The organism is Pseudomonas sp. MBLB4123 (assembly GCF_051904775.1).
GTDB classification, from domain to species: domain Bacteria; phylum Pseudomonadota; class Gammaproteobacteria; order Pseudomonadales; family Pseudomonadaceae; genus Aquipseudomonas; species Aquipseudomonas benzenivorans_B.
This window is the reverse complement of sequence record NZ_CP196711.1, coordinates 988815-1012292: the sequence shown is the minus strand read 5'-3', so window position 1 is coordinate 1012292 and position 23478 is coordinate 988815. Positions and strand designations below refer to the sequence as shown.

At 65.4% G+C, this 23478-nt stretch carries 18 protein-coding genes; 9 read left to right on the top strand and 9 right to left on the bottom strand.

Features of this window, described 5'->3' with window-relative positions; all coding sequences use genetic code 11:
• Together ACSX1C_RS04935 and ACSX1C_RS04930 are read right to left on the bottom strand one after the other, a co-directional pair.
• The gene (locus ACSX1C_RS04935; RefSeq protein ID WP_439888488.1) at positions 1–1251 is read right to left on the bottom strand and encodes a 2-aminoadipate transaminase; all 1251 of its coding nucleotides are present in this window, start codon (positions 1249–1251) and stop codon (positions 1–3) included.
• A gap of 206 nt (positions 1252–1457) precedes the next feature.
• Positions 1458–2369 carry a LysR family transcriptional regulator gene (locus tag ACSX1C_RS04930; RefSeq protein WP_439888487.1) on the bottom strand — a complete coding sequence of 304 codons (912 nt, stop codon included), beginning with the start codon at positions 2367–2369 and terminating at the stop codon, positions 1458–1460.
• A gap of 156 nt (positions 2370–2525) precedes the next feature.
• On the opposite strand from ACSX1C_RS04930, the gene amaB reads away from it, so the two are divergent.
• Positions 2526–4016: an L-piperidine-6-carboxylate dehydrogenase gene (amaB, locus tag ACSX1C_RS04925; RefSeq protein ID WP_369959278.1), complete on the top strand. Its 1491-nt coding sequence runs from the start codon at positions 2526–2528 to the stop codon at positions 4014–4016.
• Between the two features lie 111 nt (positions 4017–4127).
• On the opposite strand, the gene dnaQ is transcribed toward amaB, so the two are convergent.
• The 3 genes from dnaQ to ACSX1C_RS04910 are packed head-to-tail and all read right to left on the bottom strand — an operon-like array spanning position 4128 to position 6118.
• Positions 4128–4877 (bottom strand): DNA polymerase III subunit epsilon, encoded by a 750-nt coding sequence (dnaQ, locus tag ACSX1C_RS04920; protein ID WP_439888486.1) that lies wholly within the window; start codon positions 4875–4877, stop codon positions 4128–4130.
• On the bottom strand, positions 4870–5322 hold the full coding sequence (gene rnhA / locus ACSX1C_RS04915) for a ribonuclease HI (protein WP_369959277.1): 453 nt from the start codon (positions 5320–5322) through the stop codon (positions 4870–4872). Before rnhA ends, dnaQ begins: the two co-directional genes overlap by 8 nt.
• A gap of 37 nt (positions 5323–5359) precedes the next feature.
• Positions 5360–6118: a class I SAM-dependent methyltransferase gene (locus tag ACSX1C_RS04910; RefSeq protein ID WP_318641537.1), complete on the bottom strand. Its 759-nt coding sequence runs from the start codon at positions 6116–6118 to the stop codon at positions 5360–5362.
• A 75-nt stretch (positions 6119–6193) separates the two neighbouring features.
• On the opposite strand from ACSX1C_RS04910, the gene gloB reads away from it, so the two are divergent.
• Both gloB and ACSX1C_RS04900 read left to right on the top strand, forming a co-directional pair.
• Positions 6194–6967, top strand: a complete 774-nt coding sequence (gene gloB, locus ACSX1C_RS04905; RefSeq protein ID WP_439889368.1) for a hydroxyacylglutathione hydrolase — start codon at positions 6194–6196, stop codon at positions 6965–6967.
• Positions 6968–7067: 100 nt separating this feature from the next.
• A complete protein-coding gene (locus tag ACSX1C_RS04900; protein WP_369959276.1) occupies positions 7068–8624 on the top strand; it encodes a lytic transglycosylase domain-containing protein in 1557 nt (518 codons plus the stop codon).
• On the opposite strand, the gene ACSX1C_RS04895 is transcribed toward ACSX1C_RS04900, so the two are convergent.
• Positions 8625–10070: an HDOD domain-containing protein gene (locus ACSX1C_RS04895; protein WP_439888485.1), complete on the bottom strand. Its 1446-nt coding sequence runs from the start codon at positions 10068–10070 to the stop codon at positions 8625–8627.
• A 146-nt stretch (positions 10071–10216) separates the two neighbouring features.
• On the opposite strand from ACSX1C_RS04895, the gene ACSX1C_RS04890 reads away from it, so the two are divergent.
• The 6 genes from ACSX1C_RS04890 to fabI are packed head-to-tail and all read left to right on the top strand — an operon-like array spanning position 10217 to position 18426.
• Positions 10217–12046, top strand: coding sequence for an extracellular solute-binding protein (locus tag ACSX1C_RS04890; RefSeq protein ID WP_318641545.1), 1830 nt, complete (start codon positions 10217–10219; stop codon positions 12044–12046).
• Entirely contained in the window at positions 12043–13890 is a 1848-nt protein-coding gene (locus ACSX1C_RS04885; protein ID WP_439888484.1) for an extracellular solute-binding protein, read from the top strand. Before ACSX1C_RS04890 ends, ACSX1C_RS04885 begins: the two co-directional genes overlap by 4 nt.
• 1 nt (position 13891) lies before the next feature.
• Positions 13892–14965, top strand: coding sequence for a microcin C ABC transporter permease YejB (locus tag ACSX1C_RS04880; protein WP_439888483.1), 1074 nt, complete (start codon positions 13892–13894; stop codon positions 14963–14965).
• Position 14966: 1 nt separating this feature from the next.
• Entirely contained in the window at positions 14967–15986 is a 1020-nt protein-coding gene (locus ACSX1C_RS04875) for an ABC transporter permease (protein WP_439888482.1), read from the top strand.
• A 1-nt stretch (position 15987) separates the two neighbouring features.
• Entirely contained in the window at positions 15988–17601 is a 1614-nt protein-coding gene (locus ACSX1C_RS04870) for an ABC transporter ATP-binding protein (protein ID WP_439888481.1), read from the top strand.
• Between the two features lie 30 nt (positions 17602–17631).
• Entirely contained in the window at positions 17632–18426 is a 795-nt protein-coding gene (fabI, locus tag ACSX1C_RS04865; protein WP_439888480.1) for an enoyl-ACP reductase FabI, read from the top strand.
• A gap of 62 nt (positions 18427–18488) precedes the next feature.
• Here the strand turns inward: fabI and ACSX1C_RS04860 are convergent, their stop codons facing one another.
• From ACSX1C_RS04860 to lon, 3 genes are all read right to left on the bottom strand, one after another.
• On the bottom strand, positions 18489–20354 hold the full coding sequence (locus ACSX1C_RS04860; RefSeq protein WP_439888479.1) for a SurA N-terminal domain-containing protein: 1866 nt from the start codon (positions 20352–20354) through the stop codon (positions 18489–18491).
• A 226-nt stretch (positions 20355–20580) separates the two neighbouring features.
• Positions 20581–20853, bottom strand: coding sequence for a nucleoid-associated protein HU-beta (gene hupB, locus ACSX1C_RS04855; RefSeq protein WP_003239952.1), 273 nt, complete (start codon positions 20851–20853; stop codon positions 20581–20583).
• Between the two features lie 136 nt (positions 20854–20989).
• Entirely contained in the window at positions 20990–23386 is a 2397-nt protein-coding gene (lon, locus tag ACSX1C_RS04850) for an endopeptidase La (protein ID WP_439888478.1), read from the bottom strand.
• Positions 23387–23478 lie beyond the last annotated feature (92 nt).

The following is a 23478-nucleotide window of genomic DNA, read 5'->3' as shown; positions in this document are numbered from 1 at the left end:
TCAGTCCAGCTGCGCCAGGCAGCGCTCGAAGATGTCGAAGCCCTCGTCGAGGATCGCCTGCTCGGCGGTCAGCGGCGCCAGCAGGCGGACGATGTGGCGCTGCTTGCCGCTGGGCATCAGCAGCAGGCCCTGCTCCCGGGCCAGGCCCAACAGGCCGGCCAGACGCTCGCTGCCGGGGCCGCCGGCGGCGCTGCGCAGCTCTATGCCGCGCATCGCGCCCACCCCGCTGAGGCGGCCGATGGCCCCGGCCCAGGGCGCCTGCTGCCAGCTCTGGTAGCGGGCCAGGATGGTGCTTTCCTGGCGCTCGCCCCAGGTCGCCAGGTTGGCGTCGCTCATCTCCTCCAGGGTGGCCAGGGCCGCGGCACAGGCGATGGGGTTGCCCGAGTAGGTGCCGCCCAGGCCGCCTTTGGGCAGCGCGTCCATCAGCTCGCGGCGGCCGACCACCGCCGCCAGCGGCAGGCCGCCGGCCATGCTCTTGCCCAGCAGCAGCAGGTCCGGCTCGATGCCCAGGCGGCTGAAGGCGAAGCGCTGGCCGCTGCGGCCGAAGCCGGACTGGATCTCGTCGATGATCAGGAGGATGCCGTGGGCGTCGCAGAAGCGCCGCAGGTCCTGGGCGAAGGCCGCGTCCAGGGCCTGGAAACCGCCCTCGCCCTGCACCGGTTCGACGATGAAGCAGGCCACCTCGGCGCGGTCGATCTCCACGCTGAACAAGCGCTCCATGGCCGCCAGTGCCTGCTCGCGGCTGACGCCGTTGTCGGCACTGGGGTACGGCAGGTGATAGACCGGCCCCGGCAGCACGCCGACCTTCTGCTTGTAGGGCGCCACCTTGCCGTTGAGGTTGAGGGTGGCCAGGGTGCGGCCATGGAAGCCGCCGTCGAAGGCGATCACCGCCGTGCGCCCGGTGGCCGCGCGCACCAGCTTCAAGGCGTTCTCCGCCGCCTCGGCGCCGCTGTTGGTGAGCATGCCCGACAGCGGGTAGCTCACCGGAACGAAGCGCGTCAGGGCCTCCATCAGCCGGCCGTAGCCCTCGTGGGGCACGGCATTGAAGGCCGAATGGGTCAGCCGGCCGGCCTGCTCGCGCACCGCCTCGACGATGCGCGGATGGCAGTGGCCGAGGTTGAGCACGCCGATGCCGCCGACGAAGTCGATATAGCGCTTGCCCGCCGTGTCCCAGACCTCGGCGTTGCGACCGTGGCTGAGGCTGATGGGGTGGACGATGCCCAGGGCATTGCTGATCGGTGCCTGGCTCATGGGCGGGCTCCCGCTGCGCGCTGGCGGCGACGGATCGATGGGCGTGGGCAGGCATTCTCGCGGGCGGGCATGGGGCGTCCTCGTGGCCGGTTTGACTGGGCCACTATGAAAGCGAGAGAGGAAGCCGCCCTACAAACGAAAAAAAACGCGCCAGTTATTCCTTTTTTTCCGAGTCGGGCCCCGTTCGAAGCTGCGCAGGGGCGTGATCAGCGAGCGGCCTCGCCCCGTTCGCGACGCACCTGCTCCTCGATCCAGCGGACGAAGGCGCGAATCTTCGGCACCTCGGCGGCGTGCTCGGCGTAGGCGAGGAAGTGCCGGCCGCTGCTGGCCAGGGGGTGGTCCCAGGGAATCACCAGCTTGCCCTCGGCCAGCTCGTCCTCCACCAGGAAACGCGGCACCAGGGCCACACCGCAGCCGGACTGGGCGGCGCGGATGCACATGTAGAAGGTCTCGAAGCGCGGCCCGTGGTAGCTGTGCTCGGTCTGCAGGCCCTGGGCCTGGAACCACTCGTGCCAGGCCTCGGGCCGCGAGGCGCATTGCAGCAGCACCCGCTCGCTGAGCTGCAGGGCGCTGACCAGCGGCTCGGCGGGAAGGATATCCGGGGCGCACACCGGCACCATCTGCTCGCCGAACAGCTCGATGCACTCGGCCCCCGGCCAGGTGCCCTGGCCGAAGAAGAACACCACGTCGGCCCGCGCCTGGACCAGGTCGAAGGGTTCCAACTCGTTGCGGATGTCCAGGTGGATGTTCGGGTTGGCCGCGCCGAAGCCCTTGAGATTCGGGATCAGCCAGCGCGCGCCGAAGGTCGGCTGGGTCGCCACCTTGAGCACCTCGGTCTCGCCGCCGTAGGACAGGATGTAGTGGGTGGACATCTCCACCTGCTTGAGGATCTTGTTCACCTCGGTCAGGTACAGCGAACCGGCCGGCGTCAGCTGCAGGCGCCGGCGGATGCGCCGGAACAGCAGGTGCTGGAGCATCTCCTCGAGCTGCGCCACCTGCTTGCTCACCGCGCTCTGGGTCAGGAACAGCTCCTCGGCGGCGCGGGTGAAACTCAGGTGGCGCGCCACCGCCTCGAAGCACTGCAGGGCGGCCATGGACGGCATCAGGCGTTTGGACATGGGAAAATCTCGCGAAGGCGTGGGGCGGCGAACAGGGGCGAACGATGAATCCTAGGAATGACATGGCGAATAATGCTCGCTTGCTGCCCTCCAGGCGGAGGATTAATACTGACCCCGAGCATAATTTTCAACCACGACCCAATACAGGAGAGAGCCATGGTTGACGGACTTCTGAGCCGCCTCGGGGTTAGCGCCCAGGCAGTAGCGAATGGCAACCACCCGGTATACACCCCGATCGACGGCAGCCAGATCGCTTCGGTCAGCCTCGAGGACCGCGCCGCGGTCACGGCCAAGATCGCCCGCGCCGAGCAGGCCTTCCTGGCCTGGCGCAGCGTGCCGGCGCCGCGTCGCGGCGAGCTGATCCGTCTGTTCGGCGAGGTGCTGCGCAAGCACAAGGCCGACCTCGGCGAGCTGGTGTCCTGGGAAGCCGGGAAGATCACCCAGGAAGGCCTGGGCGAAGTGCAGGAGATGATCGACATCTGCGACTTCGCCGTCGGCCTGTCGCGCCAGCTGTACGGCCTGACCATCGCCTCCGAGCGCCCGGGCCATCACATGCGCGAGACCTGGCAGCCGCTGGGCGTGGTCGGCGTGATCAGCGCCTTCAACTTCCCGGTGGCGGTCTGGGCCTGGAACACCACCCTGGCCCTGGTCTGTGGCGACGCCGTGCTGTGGAAGCCGTCGGAGAAGACCCCGCTGACCGCCCTGGCCTGCCAGGCGCTGTTCGAGCAGGCGCTGGCCGCCTTCGGCGACGCCCCCGAAGGTCTCAGTCAGCTGATCATCGGCGACCGCGAGGCCGGCGACGCCCTGGTCGAGGACCCGCGCGTGGCGCTGATCAGCGCCACCGGCAGCACCCGCATGGGCCGCGAAGTGGCGCCCAAGGTGGCCGCCCGCTTCGGTCGCAGCATCCTCGAACTGGGCGGCAACAACGCCATGATCCTGGCCCCCAGCGCCGACCTCGACATGGCCGTGCGCGCCATCCTGTTCGGCGCCGTGGGCACCGCCGGCCAGCGCTGCACCACCCTGCGCCGGCTGATCGCCCACGAGTCGGTCAAGGACGAGATCGTCGCCCGCCTCAAGGTCGCCTACGCCAAGGTGCGCATCGGCAACCCGCTGCAGGGCAACCTGGTCGGACCGCTGATCGACAAGCACAGCTTCGAGGCCATGCAGGCGGCGCTGGACAAGGCCCGTGCCGAGGGCGGCAAGGTCTTCGGCGGCGAGCGCCAGCTGGCCGAGCAGTATCCGAACGCCTACTACGTCAGCCCGGCCATAGTCGAGATGCCGGCGCAGAGCGAGGTGGTGCGCCACGAGACCTTCGCGCCGATCCTCTACGTGCTGAGCTACAGCGACTTCGATCAGGCCCTGCGCCTGAACAACGAAGTGCCGCAAGGCCTGTCGTCGTGCATCTTCACCACCGACATGCGCGAGGCCGAGCAGTTCCAGAGCGCCGCCGGCAGCGACTGCGGCATCGCCAACGTCAATATCGGCACCAGCGGTGCGGAGATCGGCGGCGCCTTCGGCGGCGAGAAGGAGACCGGCGGCGGCCGCGAGTCCGGCTCCGATGCCTGGAAGGCCTACATGCGCCGGCAGACCAATACGGTCAACTACTCCCGCGAGCTGCCGCTGGCCCAGGGCATCGTGTTCGACTGATAGCACCGCGCGGGTACGAAAACGCCCCGGAGCCGCAAGGCCCCGGGGCGTTTTTCGTTGGCGCCTGGGTTGGCGCGTCGCGGACCTGCCTCAGACAGACCCGCCGCCGGCTCAGGCCTCGGTCGCGCCCTCGGCCTGCTCCAGCTGCAGCCACAGCGGCGGCGCGCCGGCGGACTTCTCGATCACCGCCAGACGCGCGGCATGGGCGGCCAGCTCTGCTTCGCTGGCGCGAATCACCGGGGTGCGTGCGCGCTCGGCCGGCAGGCGACGGATCGGCGTCGGTTGCCGGCGACCGCTGCCGTCGCCCTCGCCGCCCTCGCCGGCCAGGGACAGGTGGGTCTGCCCGCCGGTCATTGCCAGGTAGACGTCGGCGAGAATCTCGGCGTCGAGCAAGGCGCCGTGCAGGTCGCGGCCGGAGTTGTCGACGTCGTAGCGCTTGCACAGCGCATCGAGGTTGTTGCGCTGGCCCGGATGACGCTCGCGGGCCATCAACAGGGTGTCGAGGATCGCGCAGTGATCGGCGATCTCCGCGCGATCCTGCTGCCCCAGCAGGGCGAACTCGTTGTTGATGAAGCCCACGTCGAACGCCGCGTTGTGGATGATCAGCTGGGCGCCCTTGATGAACTCGAAGAACTCCTCGGCCACGTCCTTGAAGCGCGGCTTGTCCTGCAGGAATTCGTTGGTGATGCCGTGCACCGCGATGGCGCCTTCGTCGATCTCCCGGTCCGGCTGCAGGTAGACGTGGAAATGCCGGCCGGTCAGGCGCCGGCCTTCCAGTTCGACGCAACCGATCTCGATGATGCGATGGCCATCGGTGACCGGCATGCCGGTGGTTTCGGTGTCCAGAACGATGCTACGCACGCTTGCTTCCCCTCACTTCTTCGACGCCGCGGTTGGCCAGCTGGTCGGCCCGCTCGTTGCCCGGGTGGCCGGTGTGGCCGCGCACCCATTGCCAGGTCACGTTATGGCGGTTGACCTGCTCGTCCAGCTGCTGCCACAGGTCGGCATTCTTCACCGGCTGCTTGGCGGCGGTCTTCCAGCCGCGCTTCTTCCAGTTCGGCATCCAGTCCTGGATGCCCTGCATGACGTACTGGGAATCGGTGACCAGACGCACCTCGCAGGCCCGCTTGAGCTCGGCCAGGCCACGGATGGCGGCGGTCAGTTCCATGCGGTTGTTGGTGGTCTCGGCCTCGCCACCCCAGAGCTCCTTCTCCACACCCTTGAAAACCAGCAACGCCCCCCAGCCACCGATGCCCGGGTTGCCCTTGCAGGCGCCATCGGTGTAGATCTCGACTTGTTCAGACATGCACAGCCTTTCTCTCAGTAAATTTCGCCCGGCAGGCCTAGTGCTGTTCGGAGTCGCGGCGGCTGACCTTGGCCACCGGCATAGGCACCAGCTGGCCCATGGGGGCGCGCTGGGACTTGCGCAGCGGCCGCAGGCCAACCACCAGTTTGCGCGCCACCAATAGGTAGAAGCCGCCGCCCGGCGATTGCCAGGCATCGCCCCAGGCTTCCAGAGGCGCGAGACGAGCCTGCCAGGCGCTCGAAGCAAGCGGCGGACGATAGCACCCGAAGCGGCGTTTCTCCAGCGCGAAGCCCAGCAGGCGCAGCCAGTCGCTGACCCGCCCCGGGGCGATGCAGCGGGCCTGACGCAGGGCGTCACGACTGAACAGATGGCGCACGCCCCAGATGCTGATGGGGTTGATGCCGATCACCACCAGGTGGCCGCCGGGCCTGACGCTGCGCGCCGCTTCGCGCAGCAGGCCGTGGGGCGACAGGCTGAAGTCCAGGCCATGCTGCAGCAGCACCAGGTCCGCTGCGTGCTCGCCCAGCGGCCAGGCCTGCTCCTCGCAGACGATCTCCACCCCCGCGAATGGCGCGCCGAGGCGCACGCTGCGCTGGATCTGGGTCGCCCCCGGGGCCGCCGCCGAAGGCCCGTAATGCACCAGGTAGCCGCCGAAGAAGCGCGCCAGCTCGTCCTCCAGCAGCCGGTATTCCTCGGCCAGCAACAGCTGGCCGTAGGGGCCCTTGAACCAGTTGCGTGCCATGCCGATCAGCGAGAGCCAGTCGGCATCGGCCTGAGCGAAAGGATGATCGGACATAAGCTTTGCCTGCGTAGCCGCCATTGCCATTGAGGCCTAAGATGCACCTTTGTGAACCGCTTAGCGACCCACACCATGATCAAGATCGACGCCCTACCCGCCTTTACCGACAACTATATCTGGTTGCTGCAAGACGCCACGACGCGCCGCTGCGCGGTCGTCGACCCCGGCGACGCGGCCCCCGTACTGGCCTGGCTGGCCGAACATCCGGGGTGGGAACTGAGCGACATTCTGATCACTCACCATCACCATGACCATATCGGCGGGGTGGAGCGACTGAAAGCGACGAGCGGTGCCCGCGTGCTCGGCCCGGCCAAGGAGCAGATCCCCGCCCGCGACCTGGCCCTGGGCGAAGGGGACAGGGTCGAGGTGCTCGGCCACAGCTTCGCCATCATCGCGGTACCGGGGCATACCCTGGGCCATATCGCCTATTACCAGGCCGAGCAGCACTGGCTGTTCTGCGGCGACACCCTGTTCGCCGCCGGCTGCGGCCGCCTGTTCGAAGGCACCCCGCAGCAGATGCATGACTCGCTCGACCGCCTGGCGGCGCTGCCCGGTCAAACCCTGGTGTACTGCACCCATGAATACACCCTGAGCAACCTGCGCTTCGCCCAGGCGGTCGAGCCGGACAACCCGCAGATCGCCCGACGCCTGCAGCAGGTCGCCGAGTGGCGCCAGGCCGGGCGTGTCAGCCTGCCCTCCACCCTGGCCCTGGAGCAGGCAACCAACCCCTTCCTGCGCAGCACCGAGGCCTCGGTGCAGGCGCGGATCGACGCGCACGACGGCCCTCGAGCAAGGTCCTCGAGCGAGGTGTTCGCCTGCCTGCGGGCCTGGAAGGATCGCTTCTAAAAGCTCGACGATTGCGCAAAAGGGTCGCCGCAAACTTGACCCTCCGGGTGACGATTCCTAGAATCGCCCGTTCTTTTGCCTGGGAAGTGCGCGCCGAACAATGCCTTTATCACCACGCAAGACCTTGATTTCAAAGGCATTGGCACAAAGCGCCGGGGCGCTCGTGGTGGTGTTCTCGATGCTTCTGGGCGGCTGCCAGAGCATGGGCAATGGCAATGGCGACCTGGGCCGGGAGAGCGACCTGGCGGCCGATCTGAAACGGGAACCCGAGTGGTTGACGCCCGAGGTCGATGCCGAGGAACCGAACGATATCTGGGAGCGGGTCCGCGGCGGCTATCAGCTGCAGGACGAGATCGGCATCAACCCGCGCATCGAGCAGCAGCGTCTGTGGTTCGTCAGCAACCCCTCCTTCGTCGAGAAGGTCAGCGAGCGCAGCAGCCCCTATATCTATTACATCGTCGAGCGCCTGGAAGAACGCGGCATGCCAATGGAGCTGGCACTGCTGCCGATGATCGAGAGCGCCTACAACCCCTTCGCCTATTCGCCCGCCGATGCCGTCGGCCTGTGGCAGTTCATCCCCTCCACCGGCCGCCACTTCAATCTGCGCCAGACCAGCTGGTACGACGGGCGCCGCGACGTGCTGGCCTCGACCAACGCGGCGATGAACTACCTGTCGCGCCTGCACGAGATGTTCAACGGCGACTGGCTGCTGGCCCTGGCCGCCTATAACGCCGGCGAAGGCCGGGTCAGCCGTGCCATCGAGCGCAACCAGCAGCTCGGCCTGCCCACCGACTACTGGAACCTGGCGCTGCCGAACGAGACGCGCAACTACGTGCCCAAGCTGCTCGCCCTGTCCCAGGTGATCATGAGCCCCCAGGCCTATGGCGTCAGCCTCGGCCCGATCGCCAACGAACCCTATTTCGAGAAGGTCGAGCTCAAACAGCGCATGGACCTGTCGCGCGTGGCGGCCATGGCCGATCTGGACGAGGACGAGCTGTATCAGCTCAACCCGGCCTTCAAACGGCGCATCACCCTCGATGGCCCCCAGCACCTGCTGGTGCCGACCGACAAGGCCGAGTTACTCACGGCCAACCTGGCCCAGGTCAAGCCCCAGGAGCTGGTCGACTGGCAGCAGTATCGGGTGCGCCGCGGCGACAGCCTGAGCGCCATCGCCAATCGCTACCAGCTCGAGGTGAGCACCCTCAAGGACCTCAACCGCCTCACCAGCAACCGCCTGCGCATCGGCCAGGTACTGAGCATTCCCGCCCAGCCGGGCACGCGGGTGCAGGAAGCGCCACGCGCGGCCCTGGCCAGCACTGCCGGCACGCCACGCAGCTATCGGGTCAAGAGCGGCGACAACCTCTGGCAGATCGCCAAGACCCACCAGGTTTCGGTGAAGGACGTACAACGCTGGAACCGGCTCCAGGGCAACAACCTGCGCGTCGGCCAGACCCTGATTCTGCAAGCGTCGGATGCCTCCGCAGGCACCAGCAAAGGCGGCACCAATGCGACCTATTACAGGGTCCGCAAAGGCGATTCGCTGTACCTGATCGCCAAACGCTTCAAGGTGCAGATGAAGCACCTGCAACGCTGGAACCCACGCACCGGCAGCGCACTCAAGCCCGGACAGACCCTGACGCTGCACCTGCCACGCTGATCAGTCGCGCCGGGTCAACGCCTCCAGGCAACGACCACCGAGCTGGGCGAAGCGCTGAAAGGCGACGAACTGCTCATGACTCAGCGCCCGCCCGGAGACCCGGCTGTCGGCATAGAGCACACCGATCTCACGCTTGCCCGCCAGTAGCGGCGCGATAAAGAACATGCCCTGGCCGAGCTTTTCGCGAATGGCCTGGGTCACCAGCTCGTTGAGGCCATAGCTGGCCGGCACGCCCATCCACACCGCCTCCTTGTCGCGCAGCACGTAGCCGAAGATATGGCTCTGGCTGGACGGCTCGAACGGCAGCTCGAAGTCGCTCAGCCAACCGGCCGTGCCCTCTCCCGCAACTCGCTTGGCGCGAAAGCAGCTCTGGCCGTCGGCCAATACCGCGAGCATGACCCGCTCCAACCCCACGCCCCGGTGCAAGCCCTCGAGCAGGGTATCGAGAATCGCGCCGACCTCGCCGCGTCGCACCGCCATCTGCCCGAGCGCCTGCAGCGCCGACTGCAGGACCTGCAGATCGGGCTGCAGCAGACGCGCGCGGCGCTGCTCCTGCTGCAGGCGGATCTGCTCGGGGTCGGTATTGGGAATCAGGCTGCAGAGCTTGCCGGCACCGAAGGTGCTGGCCACCCTGACCGCCTCGTCGGCGCTGTCCAGCACCTGCTGCATGGCCTCCTCCGGGCTCACTCCGACGAAGCCGGCCAACTCCCGGACCAGCTGCTCCATGGCCGGAGAATCCCAGCCCTCCAGCGCCGCCTCGCTGATCCGCGTGCCCAGGTTGACGGCATACACCGCCGGATCGCTCCGGCTGGAGGCGCCATGGGCCAGGCTGGCGATCTCGCCGAGATTCCAGGCCTTGACCAACCCCAGGGTCAGCTGACGAAAACTGGTGCCGAGTACGGCGCGCACCGCCGCCTCTTCATCGACGCCCGCCTGGTCCAGGGCACGGGCCAACTCGTCCGCCTGTTCGCCACCGCAGCCCCAGAAGGCGAGCTCGCCCAGATGGAACAGCAAGGCGGCGATAAAAACCTCTTCCTGATGCCTGGAAAGCACATAACCGGCGATATTGCGTGCCTGCACCGCGGCATGGAAGGAGCGCGCCAGCAGTGCCTGCAGCTGTTCGCGCGGCACCCGGGTCAGCAGGCCATCGATCAGGCTCACCGCCATGCCGATCAGACGCACGTTGTCGAAGCCGATCAGCACGATGGCGCGAGAGATAGTCCGGATGCTCTCCTGCGAAGGGTTGTAATATGCGCTGTTACCGACGCGCAGAACCTTGGAGGTCAAGGAGGCGTCGCGCAACAGGACGTCGGCCAGCTGCTTGACCGAAGAGGTTTCCTCCTGGGCCAAGCGATGCAGGTCCTGCACCACCGCCGCCAACGCGGGCAACTCGGCTTCGTTCAAGCGCTCTATCCATGACTGCAAACCATGGCAACGTGTATCCAAGTTCGAGGCCTCGCAATGAGTTGTCCAAGTGTAGTCAGAAGGCGTCCGCAGCCTGCCCCCGGGCCCGCTCTTTTTCCAGCTGATACAAGCTGTTACTGTACCGGACAAGAAGCCCAAAAGCCGCCACGGATCGGATATTTCACCTGATGCGTCCCCTCCTCCCGCTACTCCTCGGTCTGGTCCTCAGCCTGCCGACCTGGGCCGCTATCCGCGAAAGCCACGGCTATGCGCAATTCGGCGTACTCAAGTACCCCGCCAGCTTCAGCCACTTCGACTGGGTCAACCCCGATGCCCCCAAGGGCGGCACCGTACGCATGATGGCCCTGGGGTCATTCGATACGCTCAACGCTTACGCCCTCAAGGGCACCAGCCCGATCTCCACGGCCAACTTCCTGCAATACGGCATCACCGGCCTGAACGAACCGCTGATGGTCGGCACCGATTCCTACGATCCCTCCGGCGATGAACCGGCCTCGAGCTACGGCCTGATTGCCAAGTCGGTCGAGTACAGCGAGGATCGCAGCTGGGCGGTGTTCAACCTGCGGCCGCAGGCGCGCTTCCACGACGGCAAGCCGATCACGGCTTACGACGTGGCATTTTCCTACCGCCTGCTCCTCAAGGACGGCCATCCGCAATACCGCACCCACCTGCAGGAGGTGAAGCGGGTCGACATTCTCAACCGTCATCGCATCCGCTTCGTCTTCAAACGCTCGGGCAATCCGCTGCTGATCCTGCGCCTGGGCGAACTGCCGGTGCTGCCCCAGCACTACTGGAAGGACCGCGACTTCAAGGCCACCACCTTCGAGCCGCCATTGGGCAGCGGTCCCTATCGCATCACCGAGGTGAAGCCGGGGCGCAGCCTGGTCTTCGAGCGGGTCAAGAACTGGTGGGGCGAGCAGCTGCCGGTCAACCGCGGCAAGTACAACTTCGACCGGGTCAACGTGGAGTTCTATCGCGACAGTCACGTCGCCTTCGAAGCCTTCAAAGCCGGGGAGTTCGACTTCTATATCGAGCAGCAGGCGAAGAACTGGGCCAGCGGCTACCGTTTTCCGGCCGTGGAGCGTGGCGAGGTGATTCGTGCGGAAATCCCCCACCAGATCCCCACCCAGACCCAGGCGCTGTTCATGAACACCCGGCGCGCGACCTTCGCCGAACGCAAGGTGCGCGAGGCCATCGGCCTGATGTTCGACTTCGAGTGGACCAACCGCGCGCTGTTCAACAGCGCCTATACCCGGGCCCAGAGTTACTACCCGAACAGCGAGTTCTCCGCCACCGGCAAGCCCAAGGGCGCCGAGTGGCTGCTGTTGTCCCCGTACCGCAAACAGTTGCCGGCGCGCCTGTTCACCGAGCCCTTCAAGATGCCGCAAACCAACGGTCGCGGCATTCCGCGCGACACCCTGCGCCGCGCCTTGAAGCTGCTGGCCGAGGCGGGCTGGAAACCACGCGGCCAGCGCCTGCTCAACGAGGATGGCCAGCCGCTGCAGTTCGAGATTCTACTGGTCAACCCCAGGCTGGAGCGGATCCTCCAGCCCTATGCCGAGAACCTGGCGCGCATCGGCATCGAGGCCAACCTGCGCACCGTCGACCGGGCCCAGTACAAGCAGCGCCTGGACCAGTTCGACTTCGACATGATCCTGCTGACCCTGCCGCAGACCCTCAGCCCCGGCCTGGAACAGTGGCTGTACTTCCACTCCAGCCAGGCCAAGGTCAAGGGGGGCAAGAACTATGCAGGCATCGACAACCCGGTGGTCGATGCCCTGCTCGACAAGCTGCTGGCGGCCAAGACCCGTCACCAGCAGGTAGCCGCGACCCGCGCCCTGGACAGGGTGCTGCTATGGCAGCACTACACCATCCCCAACTGGTACATCAGCCACCACCGCCTGGCGTACTGGAACCGCTTCGCCTTCGTCACCACCCCGCCCTACACCCTGGGGCTGCGCACCTGGTGGCTGAAATCCTCGGAGACCACTCGATGACGCACTCCCTGCGCGCCCTCCTTGCACACGGCAGCGGCCTGGTGCTGTTGGCCCTGGCCGGCCTGAGCCAGGCGGCGCCGCAACACGCGCTGACCCTGTACGACGAGGCCCCCAAGTACCCGGCCGACTACCAGCACTTCGACTACGTGAACCCGGATGCGCCCAAGGGCGGCACCCTGCGTCAGTCCGGCTTCGGCAGTTTCGACAGCCTCAACCCCTTCATCAACAAAGGGGTGGCGGCCGACGACATCGGCCTGATCTATGACACCCTGACCCGCCACAGCCTGGACGAGCCCTTCACCGAGTACGGCCTCTTGGCCGAGAAAATGGAGAAGGCCCCGGACAACGCCTGGGTGCGCTTCTACCTGCGCCCCGAGGCGCGCTTCCACGACGGCCAGCCGGTCACGGCCGAGGACGTCAAGTTCACCTTCGAGACCCTGATCGAGCATGGCGCGCCGCTGTACCGGGCCTATTACGCCGACGTCGAGCGAGTCGAGGTCGAAAGCCCGAATACGGTGCGCTTCGTCTTCAAGCACGCCGGTAACCGCGAGCTGCCGCTGATCCTCGGCCAGTTGCCGGTGCTGCCCAAACACTGGTGGGCCGAGCGCGACTTCGCCAAGGGCAACCTGGACATCCCCCTGGGCAGCGGCCCCTATCGGGTCGTCGAGGTCAAGGCTGGCCGCTCCATCGTCTATGAGCGGGTCGAGGACTGGTGGGGCAAGGACCTGCCGGTGAACCGCGGCTTCTACAACTTCGAACGCATGCGCATCGACTACTACCGCGACAACACCGTGGCCCTGGAGGCGCTCAAGGCCGGGCAGTTCGATTACTGGCTGGAAACCAGCGCGAAGAACTGGGCCAGCGCCTACGACACCACGGCCGTGGCCAACGGCCAGCTGATCAAGGAAGAAATCGACAACCACAACCCCACCGGCATGCAGGGTTTCGTCTTCAATATCCGTCGGCCGCTGTTCCAGGACCGCCGGGTACGCGAGGCCCTCGGCCTGCTGTTCGATTTCGAGTGGGCCAACAAGCAGCTGTTCAACGGTGCCTACAGCCGTACCCGCAGCTATTTCGACAATTCCGAACTGGCCTCCCGCGGCCTGCCCAGCGAGGCCGAACTGCAGATACTCGAGCCGCTGCGCGAGCAGATTCCGCCCGAGGTGTTCACCGACGAGTTCCGCCCACCGACCACCGATGCCAGCGGCATCATCCGCGAGCAGCAGCGCCGCGCCTACCAGCTGCTGCAGGAAGCCGGCTGGCGGGTCGAGGGCGACCATATGCTCGACGCCACGGGCACGCCGGTGCGTTTCGAGTTTCTCCTGGCGCAGACGGAGTTCGAACGGGTGCTGCTGCCCTTCAAGCGCAACCTGGCCGATCTCGGCATGGAACTGGTGATTCGCCGGGTGGATGTCTCCCAGTACATCACCCGCCTGCGCTCGCGGGATTTCGACCTGATCGTCAGCGGCTTCGGCCAGTCCAACTCGCCGGGCAACGAGCAGCGCGAGTACTGGCACTCCAGCAGCGCCGACAACCCCGGCAGCCGCAACCTCATCGGCCTCAAGGACCCGGCCATCGACCAGCTGGTCGACGGCCTGATCAACGCCGACTCGCGCCAGAGCCTGATCGACCACACCCGCGCCCTGGACCGGGTATTGCTGTGGGGCCACTACGTCATTCCCAACTGGCACATCAAGACCTGGCGCGTGGCCTACTGGAACCACCTGGCCCACCCCCAGGTCACCCCGCTGTACGACATCGGCCTGAACACCTGGTGGTTCCGCAAACTGCCGCAGACCTCGGCGACGCCAACCGAGGCCGACCTGGCGAGCACGGAGCACTAGCATGCTGGCGTATATCCTGCGTCGCCTGTTGCTGATCATTCCCACCCTGTTCGGCATCCTGCTGCTCAACTTCATCATCATCCAGGCCGCCCCCGGCGGCCCGGTGGAGCAGATGATCGCCCAGCTGGAAGGCTTCGAGGGCGCCACCAGCCGCATTGCCGGCGGCGGCGCCGAGGTGGCGGTGGCCGGCTCCAACTATCGCGGCGCCCAGGGCCTGGACCCCGAGCTGATCGCCGAGATCGAGCGCCTGTACGGCTTCGACAAGCCGGCCCCGGAACGCTTCTGGATCATGCTGAAGAACTACGCCCAACTGGACTTCGGCGAGAGTTTCTTCCGTGACGCCAAGGTGATCGACCTGATCGTCGAGAAGATGCCGGTATCGGCATCTCTCGGGCTGTGGAGCACCCTGATCATGTACCTGGTGTCCATCCCCCTGGGCATCGCCAAGGCCGTGCGCCACGGCAGCGCCTTCGACGTCTGGACCAGCTCGGCGATCATCGTCGGCTATGCCATACCGGCTTTCCTCTTCGCCATCCTGCTGATCGTGCTGTTCGCCGGTGGCAGCTACTTCGACTGGTTCCCCCTGCGTGGCCTGACCTCGAACAACTTCGATCAGCTCAGCCTCGGCGGCAAGATCCTCGACTACTTCTGGCATCTGGCCCTGCCGGTCACCGCACTGGTCATCGGCAACTTCGCCACCCTGACCCTGCTGACCAAGAACAGCTTCCTCGACGAGATCAACAAACAGTACGTGACCACCGCCCGGGCCAAGGGGCTGTCGAAGAACGGCGTGCTCTACGGCCATGTGTTCCGCAATGCCATGCTGATCATCATCGCCGGCTTCCCGGCGGCGCTGATCGGCATCTTCTTCACCGGCTCCCTGCTGATCGAGGTGATCTTCTCCCTCGACGGTCTGGGCCTGATGAGCTTCGAGGCCGCCATCAACCGCGACTATCCGGTGGTCTTCGGCACCCTGTTCATCTTCACCCTGCTGGGGCTGATCCTGAAGCTGATCGGCGATCTCACCTACACCCTGGTCGATCCGCGCATCGACTTCGAAAGCCGGGAGAACTGAGATGGCCCTGTCTCCTATCAATCAACGGCGCTTCCAGCGCTTCAAGGCCCACAAGCGCGGCTGGTGGTCGCTGTGGATCTTCCTCGTGCTGTTCGTCCTGACCCTGGGCGCCGAGCTGATCGCCAACGACAAGCCCCTGGTCGTGCAGTACGACGGCCAGTGGTACTTCCCCGTGCTCAAGCGTTACCCGGAAACCACCTTCGGCGGCGAATTCCCGCTGCAGGCCAACTACAAGAGCCCCTACATCCAGGGGCTGATCGCGGAGAAGGACGGCTGGATGCTGTGGCCGCCGATCCCCTTCAGCTATTCGAGCATCAACTACGATCTGGAGGTGCCGGCCCCGGCGCCGCCCTCGGCGGCCAACTGGCTGGGCACCGACGACCAGGGTCGCGACGTACTGGCCCGGGTCATCTACGGCTTCCGCATCTCGGTGCTGTTCGCCCTGACCCTGACCCTGCTCAGTTCCATCATCGGCGTGCTCGCCGGCGCCCTGCAGGGCTTCTACGGCGGCTGGGTCGACCTGTTGGGGCAGCGCTTCCTCGAGGTCTGGTCCGGCCTGCCGGTGCTCTACCTGCTGATCATCCTGGCCAGCTTCGTGCAGCCGAATTTCTGGTGGTTGCTGGGCATCATGCTGCTGTTCTCCTGGATGAGCCTGGTGGATGTGGTGCGCGCCGAGTTCCTCCGTGGCCGCAACCTGGAGTACGTGCGCGCCGCCCGCGCCCTGGGCATGGAGAACGGCGCCATCATGTTCCACCACATCCTGCCCAACGCCATGGTCTCGACCATGACCTTCATGCCCTTCATCCTCACCGGCGCCATCGGCACCCTCACCGCCCTGGACTTCCTCGGCTTCGGCCTGCCGCCGGGGGCACCGTCGCTCGGCGAGCTGGTCGCCCAGGGCAAGGCCAACCTGCAGGCCCCCTGGCTGGGGATGACCGCCTTCGCCGTACTCGCCCTGATGCTCAGCCTGCTGGTGTTTATCGGCGAAGCGGCACGCGATGCCTTCGACCCGAGGAAATGAGATGAGCGACTCCGCCCCCCTGATCGAAGTACGCGACCTGGCCGTCGAATTCGTCACCGGCGAGCACAGGCAACGCGTGGTCGAAGCTGTCAGTTTCTCCATCCAGCGTGGCGAAACCCTGGCCCTGGTCGGCGAAAGCGGGTCCGGCAAGTCGGTCACCGCTCACTCGATCCTGCGCCTGCTGCCCTACCCCCTGGCCCAGCACCCGGCCGGCAGCATCCACTACGCCGGCGAAGACCTGCTCAAGCTCGACGAGAAGCGTCTACGCGAGCTGCGCGGCAACCGCATCGCCATGGTCTTTCAGGAGCCCATGACCTCCCTCAACCCGCTGCACAGCATCGAGAAGCAGATCAACGAGGTGCTCGCCCTGCACAAGGGCCTGAGCGGCAAGGCTGCCACCGAGCGAACTTTGGAACTGCTCGACCTGGTCGGCATCCCCGAACCGCACAAGCGCCTCAAGGCCTACCCCCATGAACTCTCCGGCGGCCAACGCCAGCGGGTGATGATCGCCATGGCCCTGGCCAACGAACCGGAACTGCTGATCGCCGACGAGCCGACTACCGCCCTGGACGTGACCGTGCAGCTGAAAATCCTCGAGCTGCTCAAGGATCTGCAGGCCCGCCTGGGCATGGCGCTGCTGCTGATCAGCCATGACCTCAACCTGGTACGACGAATTGCCCATCGGGTATGTGTCATGCAGAGCGGAAAGGTCGTCGAACAAGCGTCGTGTGAAAATTTGTTCCGAACGCCGCAGCATCCCTATACCCAGGAACTGCTCGGCGCCGAGCCCAGCGGCGACCCGGTGGCCGTCGAGGCCGGCGAGCCGCTGCTGGAAATCGACGATCTGCGCGTATGGTTCCCGATCAAGAAGGGCCTGCTGCGTCGCACCGTCGGTCATGTCAAGGCGGTGGACGGGATCAGCTTCAGCCTGCCCCAGGGGCAGACCCTGGGCATAGTCGGCGAAAGCGGTTCCGGCAAGTCGACCCTGGGGCTGGCGATCCTGCGACTGCTCGGCAGTCAGGGCGCCATCCGCTTCCAGGGTCAGGCACTGCAGGGGTTGTCGCAGCATGCCGTGCGTCCGCTGCGCCGGCAGATGCAGGTGGTGTTCCAGGACCCCTTCGGCAGCCTGAGTCCGCGGATGTCGGTGGGCCAGATCGTAGGCGAAGGCCTGCACATCCATCGCATGGGCACGCGGGACGAACAGGAACAAGCGATCATCGACGCGCTCGTGGAGGTAGACCTGGACCCGGAGACCCGGCACCGCTACCCCCACGAGTTTTCCGGCGGGCAACGGCAACGGATCGCCATCGCCCGGGCACTGGTGTTGAAACCGGCGCTGATACTGCTGGACGAGCCCACCTCGGCGCTCGACCGCACAGTCCAGCGCCAGGTCGTCGAGTTGCTGCGCTCGCTGCAGATCAAGCACAACCTGACGTACCTGTTTATCAGCCATGACCTGGCGGTGGTTCGGGCACTGAGCCACCAGCTGATCGTGGTCAAGGAAGGACAAGTAGTGGAACAGGGGGCGGCAGAGCAGATCTTCGCCGCACCGCAGCATATTTACACTCGGCAGCTGCTGGAAGCCGCCTTTCTGGCTCCAGGCGCTGCCGACTAATCCTTGAAAGCAGGAAGAGGAAGCGTACACATGGGTTTTCTAAGCGGTAAGCGCGTACTGATCGTTGGCGTTGCCAGCAAACTGTCCATCGCCTCGGGCATCGCCGCGGCCATGCACCGCGAGGGCGCCGAACTGGCTTTCACCTATCAGAACGAGAAGCTCAAGGGCCGGGTCGAAGAGTTCGCCGCCGGCTGGGGTTCGGGCCCCGAGCTGTGCTTCCCCTGCGACGTGGCCAACGATGACGAGATCGTCAGCGTGTTCGAGGCCCTGAGCAAGAAGTGGGACGGCCTGGACTGCATCGTCCACTCGGTCGGTTTCGCCCCGGGTGATCAGCTCAACGGCGACTTCACCGAAGTCACCACCCGCGAAGGCTTCAAGATCGCCCACGACATCAGCGCCTACAGCTTCGTCGCCCTGGCCAAGGCCGGTCGCGAAATGATGAAGGGGCGCAACGGCAGCCTGCTGACCCTCTCCTACCTGGGCGCCGAGCGCACCATGCCGAACTACAACGTGATGGGCATGGCCAAGGCCAGCCTGGAAGCCGGAGTCCGCTACCTGGCCGCCAGCCTCGGCCCGGAAGGCACCCGCGTCAACGCCATCTCCGCAGGCCCGATCCGCACCCTCGCCGCCAGCGGCATTGCCAGCTTCCGCAAGATGCTGGCCGCCAACGAGAAGCAGACCCCGCTGCGCCGCAACGTGACCATCGAGGAGGTCGGCAATGCCGGCGCCTTCCTCTGCTCCGACCTGGCCTCGGGCGTCAGCGGTGAGATCATGTACGTCGACGGCGGCTTCAACACCACCGCCATGGGCGCGATGGAAGACTGATCGAGCCAACGGCGACAATAAAAAAGCCCGCGAAAGCGGGCTTTTTTATGACTCGACGGTTATCAGAACCGCTCGATATCCGCTTGCGCTTCCAGTTGCTTGCGGAAGGCGGCGAAGTCCTGCTGACCACTGCGCGAGGCCAGGAAGCGGCGGTACATGGACTTCTCCTCCTCGGCCAACGCTTCCTGCGGCTCGCTCACGCCGTTCAGGCGGATCACCACGAAGTCACCGTTGTCCAGGCCCACGCCGGCGAAGCTCGGCTGGCCGGAATCGCTCGGCTTGGGCATACGGAACAGCGCCTGCAGCACCACCGGCTCGACACCCTCATGGCTGCGCGTGGCCGCCTCGACCGGCTGCCATTCTTGCGTCTGCTCGGCCGGCGTCTTGCCGTCGCGCAATGCCGTCAACAGCTCCTCGCCCTTGGCTTTCGCCGCCTCGCTGGCCCGCACCCTGGTCAGGTGCGCACGGATGCTGTCGGCCACCTGCTCCAGCGCCAACTGCTCGGGCTTCCGGTGCTCCTTGACGCGCACCACCACGACGGTGTTCGGATCCAGCTCGATGGTCGCGCTGTTGTTGCCGTCCTCCAGCACCTCCGCACTGAAGGCCGCCTGGATAACCTGGCGGTTAGCCGCCAGCCCTTCGCCACCTTCACGGCCGAAGGCGTCGGTGGTTCTCACCTCCAAACCGAGCTCCTGAGCAGGCTGGGCCAGATCGGAGGACTCGAACGCCAGGTCTTCCAGCTGCTTGGCAACTTCGACGAAACGCTGCTCGACCCGCTGCGCCTTCAGGTCGCGTACCAGCTTGTCCTTCAGGCTGTCGAAGCTCGGCACCTCGGGCGCCTGTACACCCAGCAGCTTGATCAGGTGCCAGCCGAACTCGCTGCGGACCGGCGCGGAAACCTCGCCCTCGCCCAGGGCATACAGGGCCTCTTCGAAGGCCGGATCGTACACACCCTGCCCGGCATAGCCCAGATCGCCGCCCTCGGTCGCCGAACCCGGGTCCTCGGAGAGCTCCTTGGCCAGCGCCGCGAACTCCTCGCCCTGCTGCAGGCGCTTCTGGACCTCGTCGATCTTGGCCTTGGCCTGCCCCTCGTCAACCGCGTCGCTGACCTCGATCAGGATGTGCGCCGCTCGGCGTTGCTCGGCCAGATTGGCGATCTCGCTCTGGTAGGCGCTCTGCAGGTCTTCGTCAGCCACTTCCACCTGATCGAAGAAGGCATCCTTCTTCAGCTCGAGGTACTCCAGGACCACCTGCTCAGGGCTCATGAACTGGCTGGCCTGGGCCTCGTAGTAAGCCTTGACGTCGTCATCGCTCAACTGCACCGCCGCGGTATCAGCCGGCACCCGCAGCGTGGCGAAGTCACGGGTCTGCTGCTCCAGGCGGGCGAAGGCTTCGACTTGGGCGTCGGTGACGAAGCCGCTGCCGGCCAGCCCCGCCCGCAGCTGGCCGATGAGCATTTCCTGGGCCAGCATCTGGCGGAACTGCAGGCGGCTATAGCCCAGCTGGCGAATGACCTGATCGAAGCGATCGGCGTTGAACTTGCCGTCCACCTGAAACTCCGGGGTCTGCAGGATCAGCTGATCGAGCGCCTGCTCGGAGAACGCGAAGTCTGCATCCGCCGCGGCCTGCAACAGCAGAGTCCGCTCGATCAAGCCATTGAGCGCCGACTCGCGCAGCAGCTTCTCATCCAGCAGGGATGCGTCGAAGTCCTTGCCGAGCTGCTGCAACAGCTGACGCCGCTGCATCTCGACCGCCTGCCCCAGCTGATTCAAGCTGACCTTTTCGCCATTCACCTCGGCGGCGTTCTGGCTGTTGCTGGTACCGGTGAATACGGCCTCGACACCGGTCAGCGCCAGCAGCACGACGATAAGGCCGATAATGGTTTTGGCAATCCACCCCTGTGAATTGTCCCTGATGTTCTGCAGCATGCGTCCCCCAGAACGACTGTACGAATAATAAACAGCCGCGCAGCGTGGGTAATATCCAGATAGAAGAAAGGCGCATCCGGGGATGCGCCTTCGCGTGACTTGCGGAGCGGACGAGACTCGAGCCCGTGACTTCCGGCGTTACGGCCGGTGTCTGACCGGCTGAATCACCGCTCCGCTACCAGCCCGACCTCACAGCCGAACTGGAAGGGCAAGGCCCGAAAGACGCTTAGTTGACTGCGTCCTTCAGGGCTTTGCCAGCCTTGAAACCTGGGATCTTAGCAGCGGCGATGCTGATCGGCTTACCGGTCTGCGGGTTACGGCCAGTGCGAGCGGCGCGCTCTTTGACGGCGAAGGTACCGAAACCAACCAGTACGACGGAGTCACCAGCCTTGAGAGCGCCGGTGACGGATTCAATCACTGCGTCCAGCGCGCGGCCAGCAACAGCTTTCGGGATATCAGCAGATGCAGCGATAGCATCAATCAGTTCCGACTTGTTCACTCTAAGTCCCCTTAATTTCTGTTGAGTTTGTTTCTTGATTTTTAGTGTAAGCAAAGCGGGTGCTGGGCGGCCTGCAGACACAATAAGAGCCGCTTTATATCAAGGGCTCTAAAATTGTGTCAAGAAAGCCCCCCGGCTAATGCGTGCTAATTCGCTCCTTGGAATCAGACTCGCGCTTCTCATCCTTTGCAACCAGCTCGGGAGCCGCATCGGGCAAGGGCTCCGGGGCGTATTGCAGCGCAATTTGCAGGACCTCGTCAATCCATTTAACGGGTTTAATCTGCAGGTCTTGCTTTATATTTTCAGGAATTTCTTTCAAGTCGCGGACATTTTCTTCAGGAATGATCACTGTTTTGATTCCGCCCCGATGAGCCGCCAGCAATTTTTCTTTTAGTCCACCGATCGCCAGCACCTGGCCGCGCAGGGTAATCTCGCCGGTCATGGCCACATCGGCCCGCACCGGGATCTGGGTCAGGGCCGAGACCAGAGCCGTGCACATGCCCACACCGGCACTGGGGCCGTCCTTGGGCGTCGCGCCCTCGGGCATGTGGATATGGATATCGCGCTTCTCATAGAAATCCAGGGCCACGCCCAGGCTCTTGGCGCGGCTGCGCACCACGGTTTGCGCGGCGGTGATCGACTCCACCATCACGTCGCCCAGCGAACCGGTCTTGATCAACTGGCCCTTGCCGGGCACGACCGCCGCCTCGATGGTCAGCAGTTCGCCGCCCACCTGGGTCCAGGCCAACCCGGTCACCTGACCGATCTGGTCTTCCTGCTCGGCCAGGCCATAACGGTGCTTGCGCACACCGAGGAAATGCTCGAGCGACTCGGCGGTGACCAGCACCTCGAAACGCTTCTGCCGGGCATGCTCCTTCACCGCCCGACGGCACACCTTGGCGATCTGCCGCTCCAGGCTGCGCACCCCCGCCTCGCGGGTGTAGTAGCGGATGATGTCGCGAATCGCCGCCTCCTCGAACGCCAATTCGCCTTTCTTCAGGCCGTTGACCTGGATCTGCTTCGGCGCCAGGTACTTGATGGCGATGTTGACCTTCTCATCCTCAGTGTAACCGGGCAGGCGAATCACCTCCATGCGGTCCAGCAACGGCGCCGGAATGTTCATGGAGTTGGCGGTGCAGAGGAACATCACGTCGGAGAGGTCGTAATCGACTTCCAGGTAGTGATCGTTGAAGTTGTGGTTCTGCTCCGGATCGAGCACCTCGAGCAGGGCCGAGGCCGGATCGCCGCGCATGTCCTGACCCATCTTGTCGATCTCGTCGAGCAGGAACAGCGGGTTGCGCACGCCCACCTTGGTCATCTTCTGGATCAGCCGGCCCGGCATCGAACCGATATAGGTCCGCCGATGACCGCGGATCTCCGCCTCATCGCGCACGCCGCCCAAGGCCATGCGCACGAACTTGCGATTGGTCGAGTGGGCGATCGACTCGGCCAGGGAGGTCTTGCCCACCCCCGGCGGCCCGACCAGACAGAGCACCGGCCCCTTGATCTTCTTCACCCGCTTCTGCACCGCGAGGTACTCGAGGATGCGCTCCTTGACCTCTTCCAGGCCATAGTGATCGGCATTGAGGATGGCCTCGGCCCGCGCCAGATCCAGGCGCACCTTGCTGTGCGCCTTCCACGGCACGTTCACCAGCCAGTCGATATAGGAGCGCACCACGGTGGCCTCGGCCGACATCGGCGACATCTGCTTGAGCTTGTTCAGCTCGGTCTGCGCCTTGTCGTAGGCTTCCTTGGTCAGGCCGGCATTCTCGATGCGCCTCTTCAGCTCATCCAGCTCGCTGTGGCCTTCGTCGATATCGCCGAGCTCCTTCTGGATGGCCTTCATTTGCTCATTCAGGTAGTACTCGCGCTGACTGCGCTCCATCTGCTTCTTCACCCGACCACGGATGCGCTTCTCGACCTGCAACAGGTCGATCTCGGCGTCCAGCAGCGCCAGTACGTGCTCGACCCGCGCCGACAAGTCGGTGATCTCGAGGATTTCCTGCTTCTGCTCGATCTTCAGCGCCATGTGCGCGGCCATGGTGTCGACCAGGCGACTCGGCTCGTCGATGCTGTTGAGCGACGACAGCACCTCGGCCGGCACTTTCTTGCCAAGCTGCACGTACTGCTCGAACTGGCTGAGCAGGCTGCGCACGAAGACCTCGGACTCACGCTCGGCGGTCTCGACCTCGTCGAGCAGCTGCACCTCGGCGCGGCAGTGGTCCTCGGCCTCGATGAACCGCTCGATCTCGCCCCGCTGCTCGCCCTCGACCAGCACCTTGACCGTGCCGTCCGGCAGCTTCAGCAGTTGCAGGACCGTCGCCACGGTGCCGACCCGGTAGAGCCCCTCTTCACCCGGATCATCGTCCGCGGGGTTCTTCTGGGCGAGCAGCAGGATCTGCTTCTCCCCCGTCATCGCCGCCTCCAGGGCTTCGATGGATTTCTCGCGCCCGACGAACAGCGGGATCACCATGTGCGGATAGACCACGACATCGCGCAGCGGCAAGAGAGGCAATTCGATGGTTGTCTTCATGATTTCGGCTCTACGGCGGCCATACGGCCGTAAACAGATGGGAATACCCTTGGCCCTAAGATGGGGGTAGCCCCCGCAAAAAACAAGCGCTA

What these genes read in the sequence shown, in the direction of transcription:
- ACSX1C_RS04885 (WP_439888484.1), top strand. Translation starts at nt 12,043, where the DNA reads ATGACGCACTCCCTGCGCGCCCTCCTTGCACACGGCAGCGGCCTGGTG.
- ACSX1C_RS04930 (WP_439888487.1), bottom strand. Translation starts at nt 2,369, where the DNA reads ATGTCCAAACGCCTGATGCCGTCCATGGCCGCCCTGCAGTGCTTCGAG.
- ACSX1C_RS04900 (WP_369959276.1), top strand. Translation starts at nt 7,068, where the DNA reads ATGCCTTTATCACCACGCAAGACCTTGATTTCAAAGGCATTGGCACAA.
- ACSX1C_RS04910 (WP_318641537.1), bottom strand. Translation starts at nt 6,118, where the DNA reads ATGTCCGATCATCCTTTCGCTCAGGCCGATGCCGACTGGCTCTCGCTG.
- ACSX1C_RS04880 (WP_439888483.1), top strand. Translation starts at nt 13,892, where the DNA reads ATGCTGGCGTATATCCTGCGTCGCCTGTTGCTGATCATTCCCACCCTG.
- ACSX1C_RS04935 (WP_439888488.1), bottom strand. Translation starts at nt 1,251, where the DNA reads ATGAGCCAGGCACCGATCAGCAATGCCCTGGGCATCGTCCACCCCATC.
- ACSX1C_RS04870 (WP_439888481.1), top strand. Translation starts at nt 15,988, where the DNA reads ATGAGCGACTCCGCCCCCCTGATCGAAGTACGCGACCTGGCCGTCGAA.
- rnhA (WP_369959277.1), bottom strand. Translation starts at nt 5,322, where the DNA reads ATGTCTGAACAAGTCGAGATCTACACCGATGGCGCCTGCAAGGGCAAC.
- lon (WP_439888478.1), bottom strand. Translation starts at nt 23,386, where the DNA reads ATGAAGACAACCATCGAATTGCCTCTCTTGCCGCTGCGCGATGTCGTG.
- ACSX1C_RS04890 (WP_318641545.1), top strand. Translation starts at nt 10,217, where the DNA reads ATGCGTCCCCTCCTCCCGCTACTCCTCGGTCTGGTCCTCAGCCTGCCG.
- fabI (WP_439888480.1), top strand. Translation starts at nt 17,632, where the DNA reads ATGGGTTTTCTAAGCGGTAAGCGCGTACTGATCGTTGGCGTTGCCAGC.
- gloB (WP_439889368.1), top strand. Translation starts at nt 6,194, where the DNA reads ATGATCAAGATCGACGCCCTACCCGCCTTTACCGACAACTATATCTGG.
- amaB (WP_369959278.1), top strand. Translation starts at nt 2,526, where the DNA reads ATGGTTGACGGACTTCTGAGCCGCCTCGGGGTTAGCGCCCAGGCAGTA.
- ACSX1C_RS04875 (WP_439888482.1), top strand. Translation starts at nt 14,967, where the DNA reads ATGGCCCTGTCTCCTATCAATCAACGGCGCTTCCAGCGCTTCAAGGCC.
- ACSX1C_RS04860 (WP_439888479.1), bottom strand. Translation starts at nt 20,354, where the DNA reads ATGCTGCAGAACATCAGGGACAATTCACAGGGGTGGATTGCCAAAACC.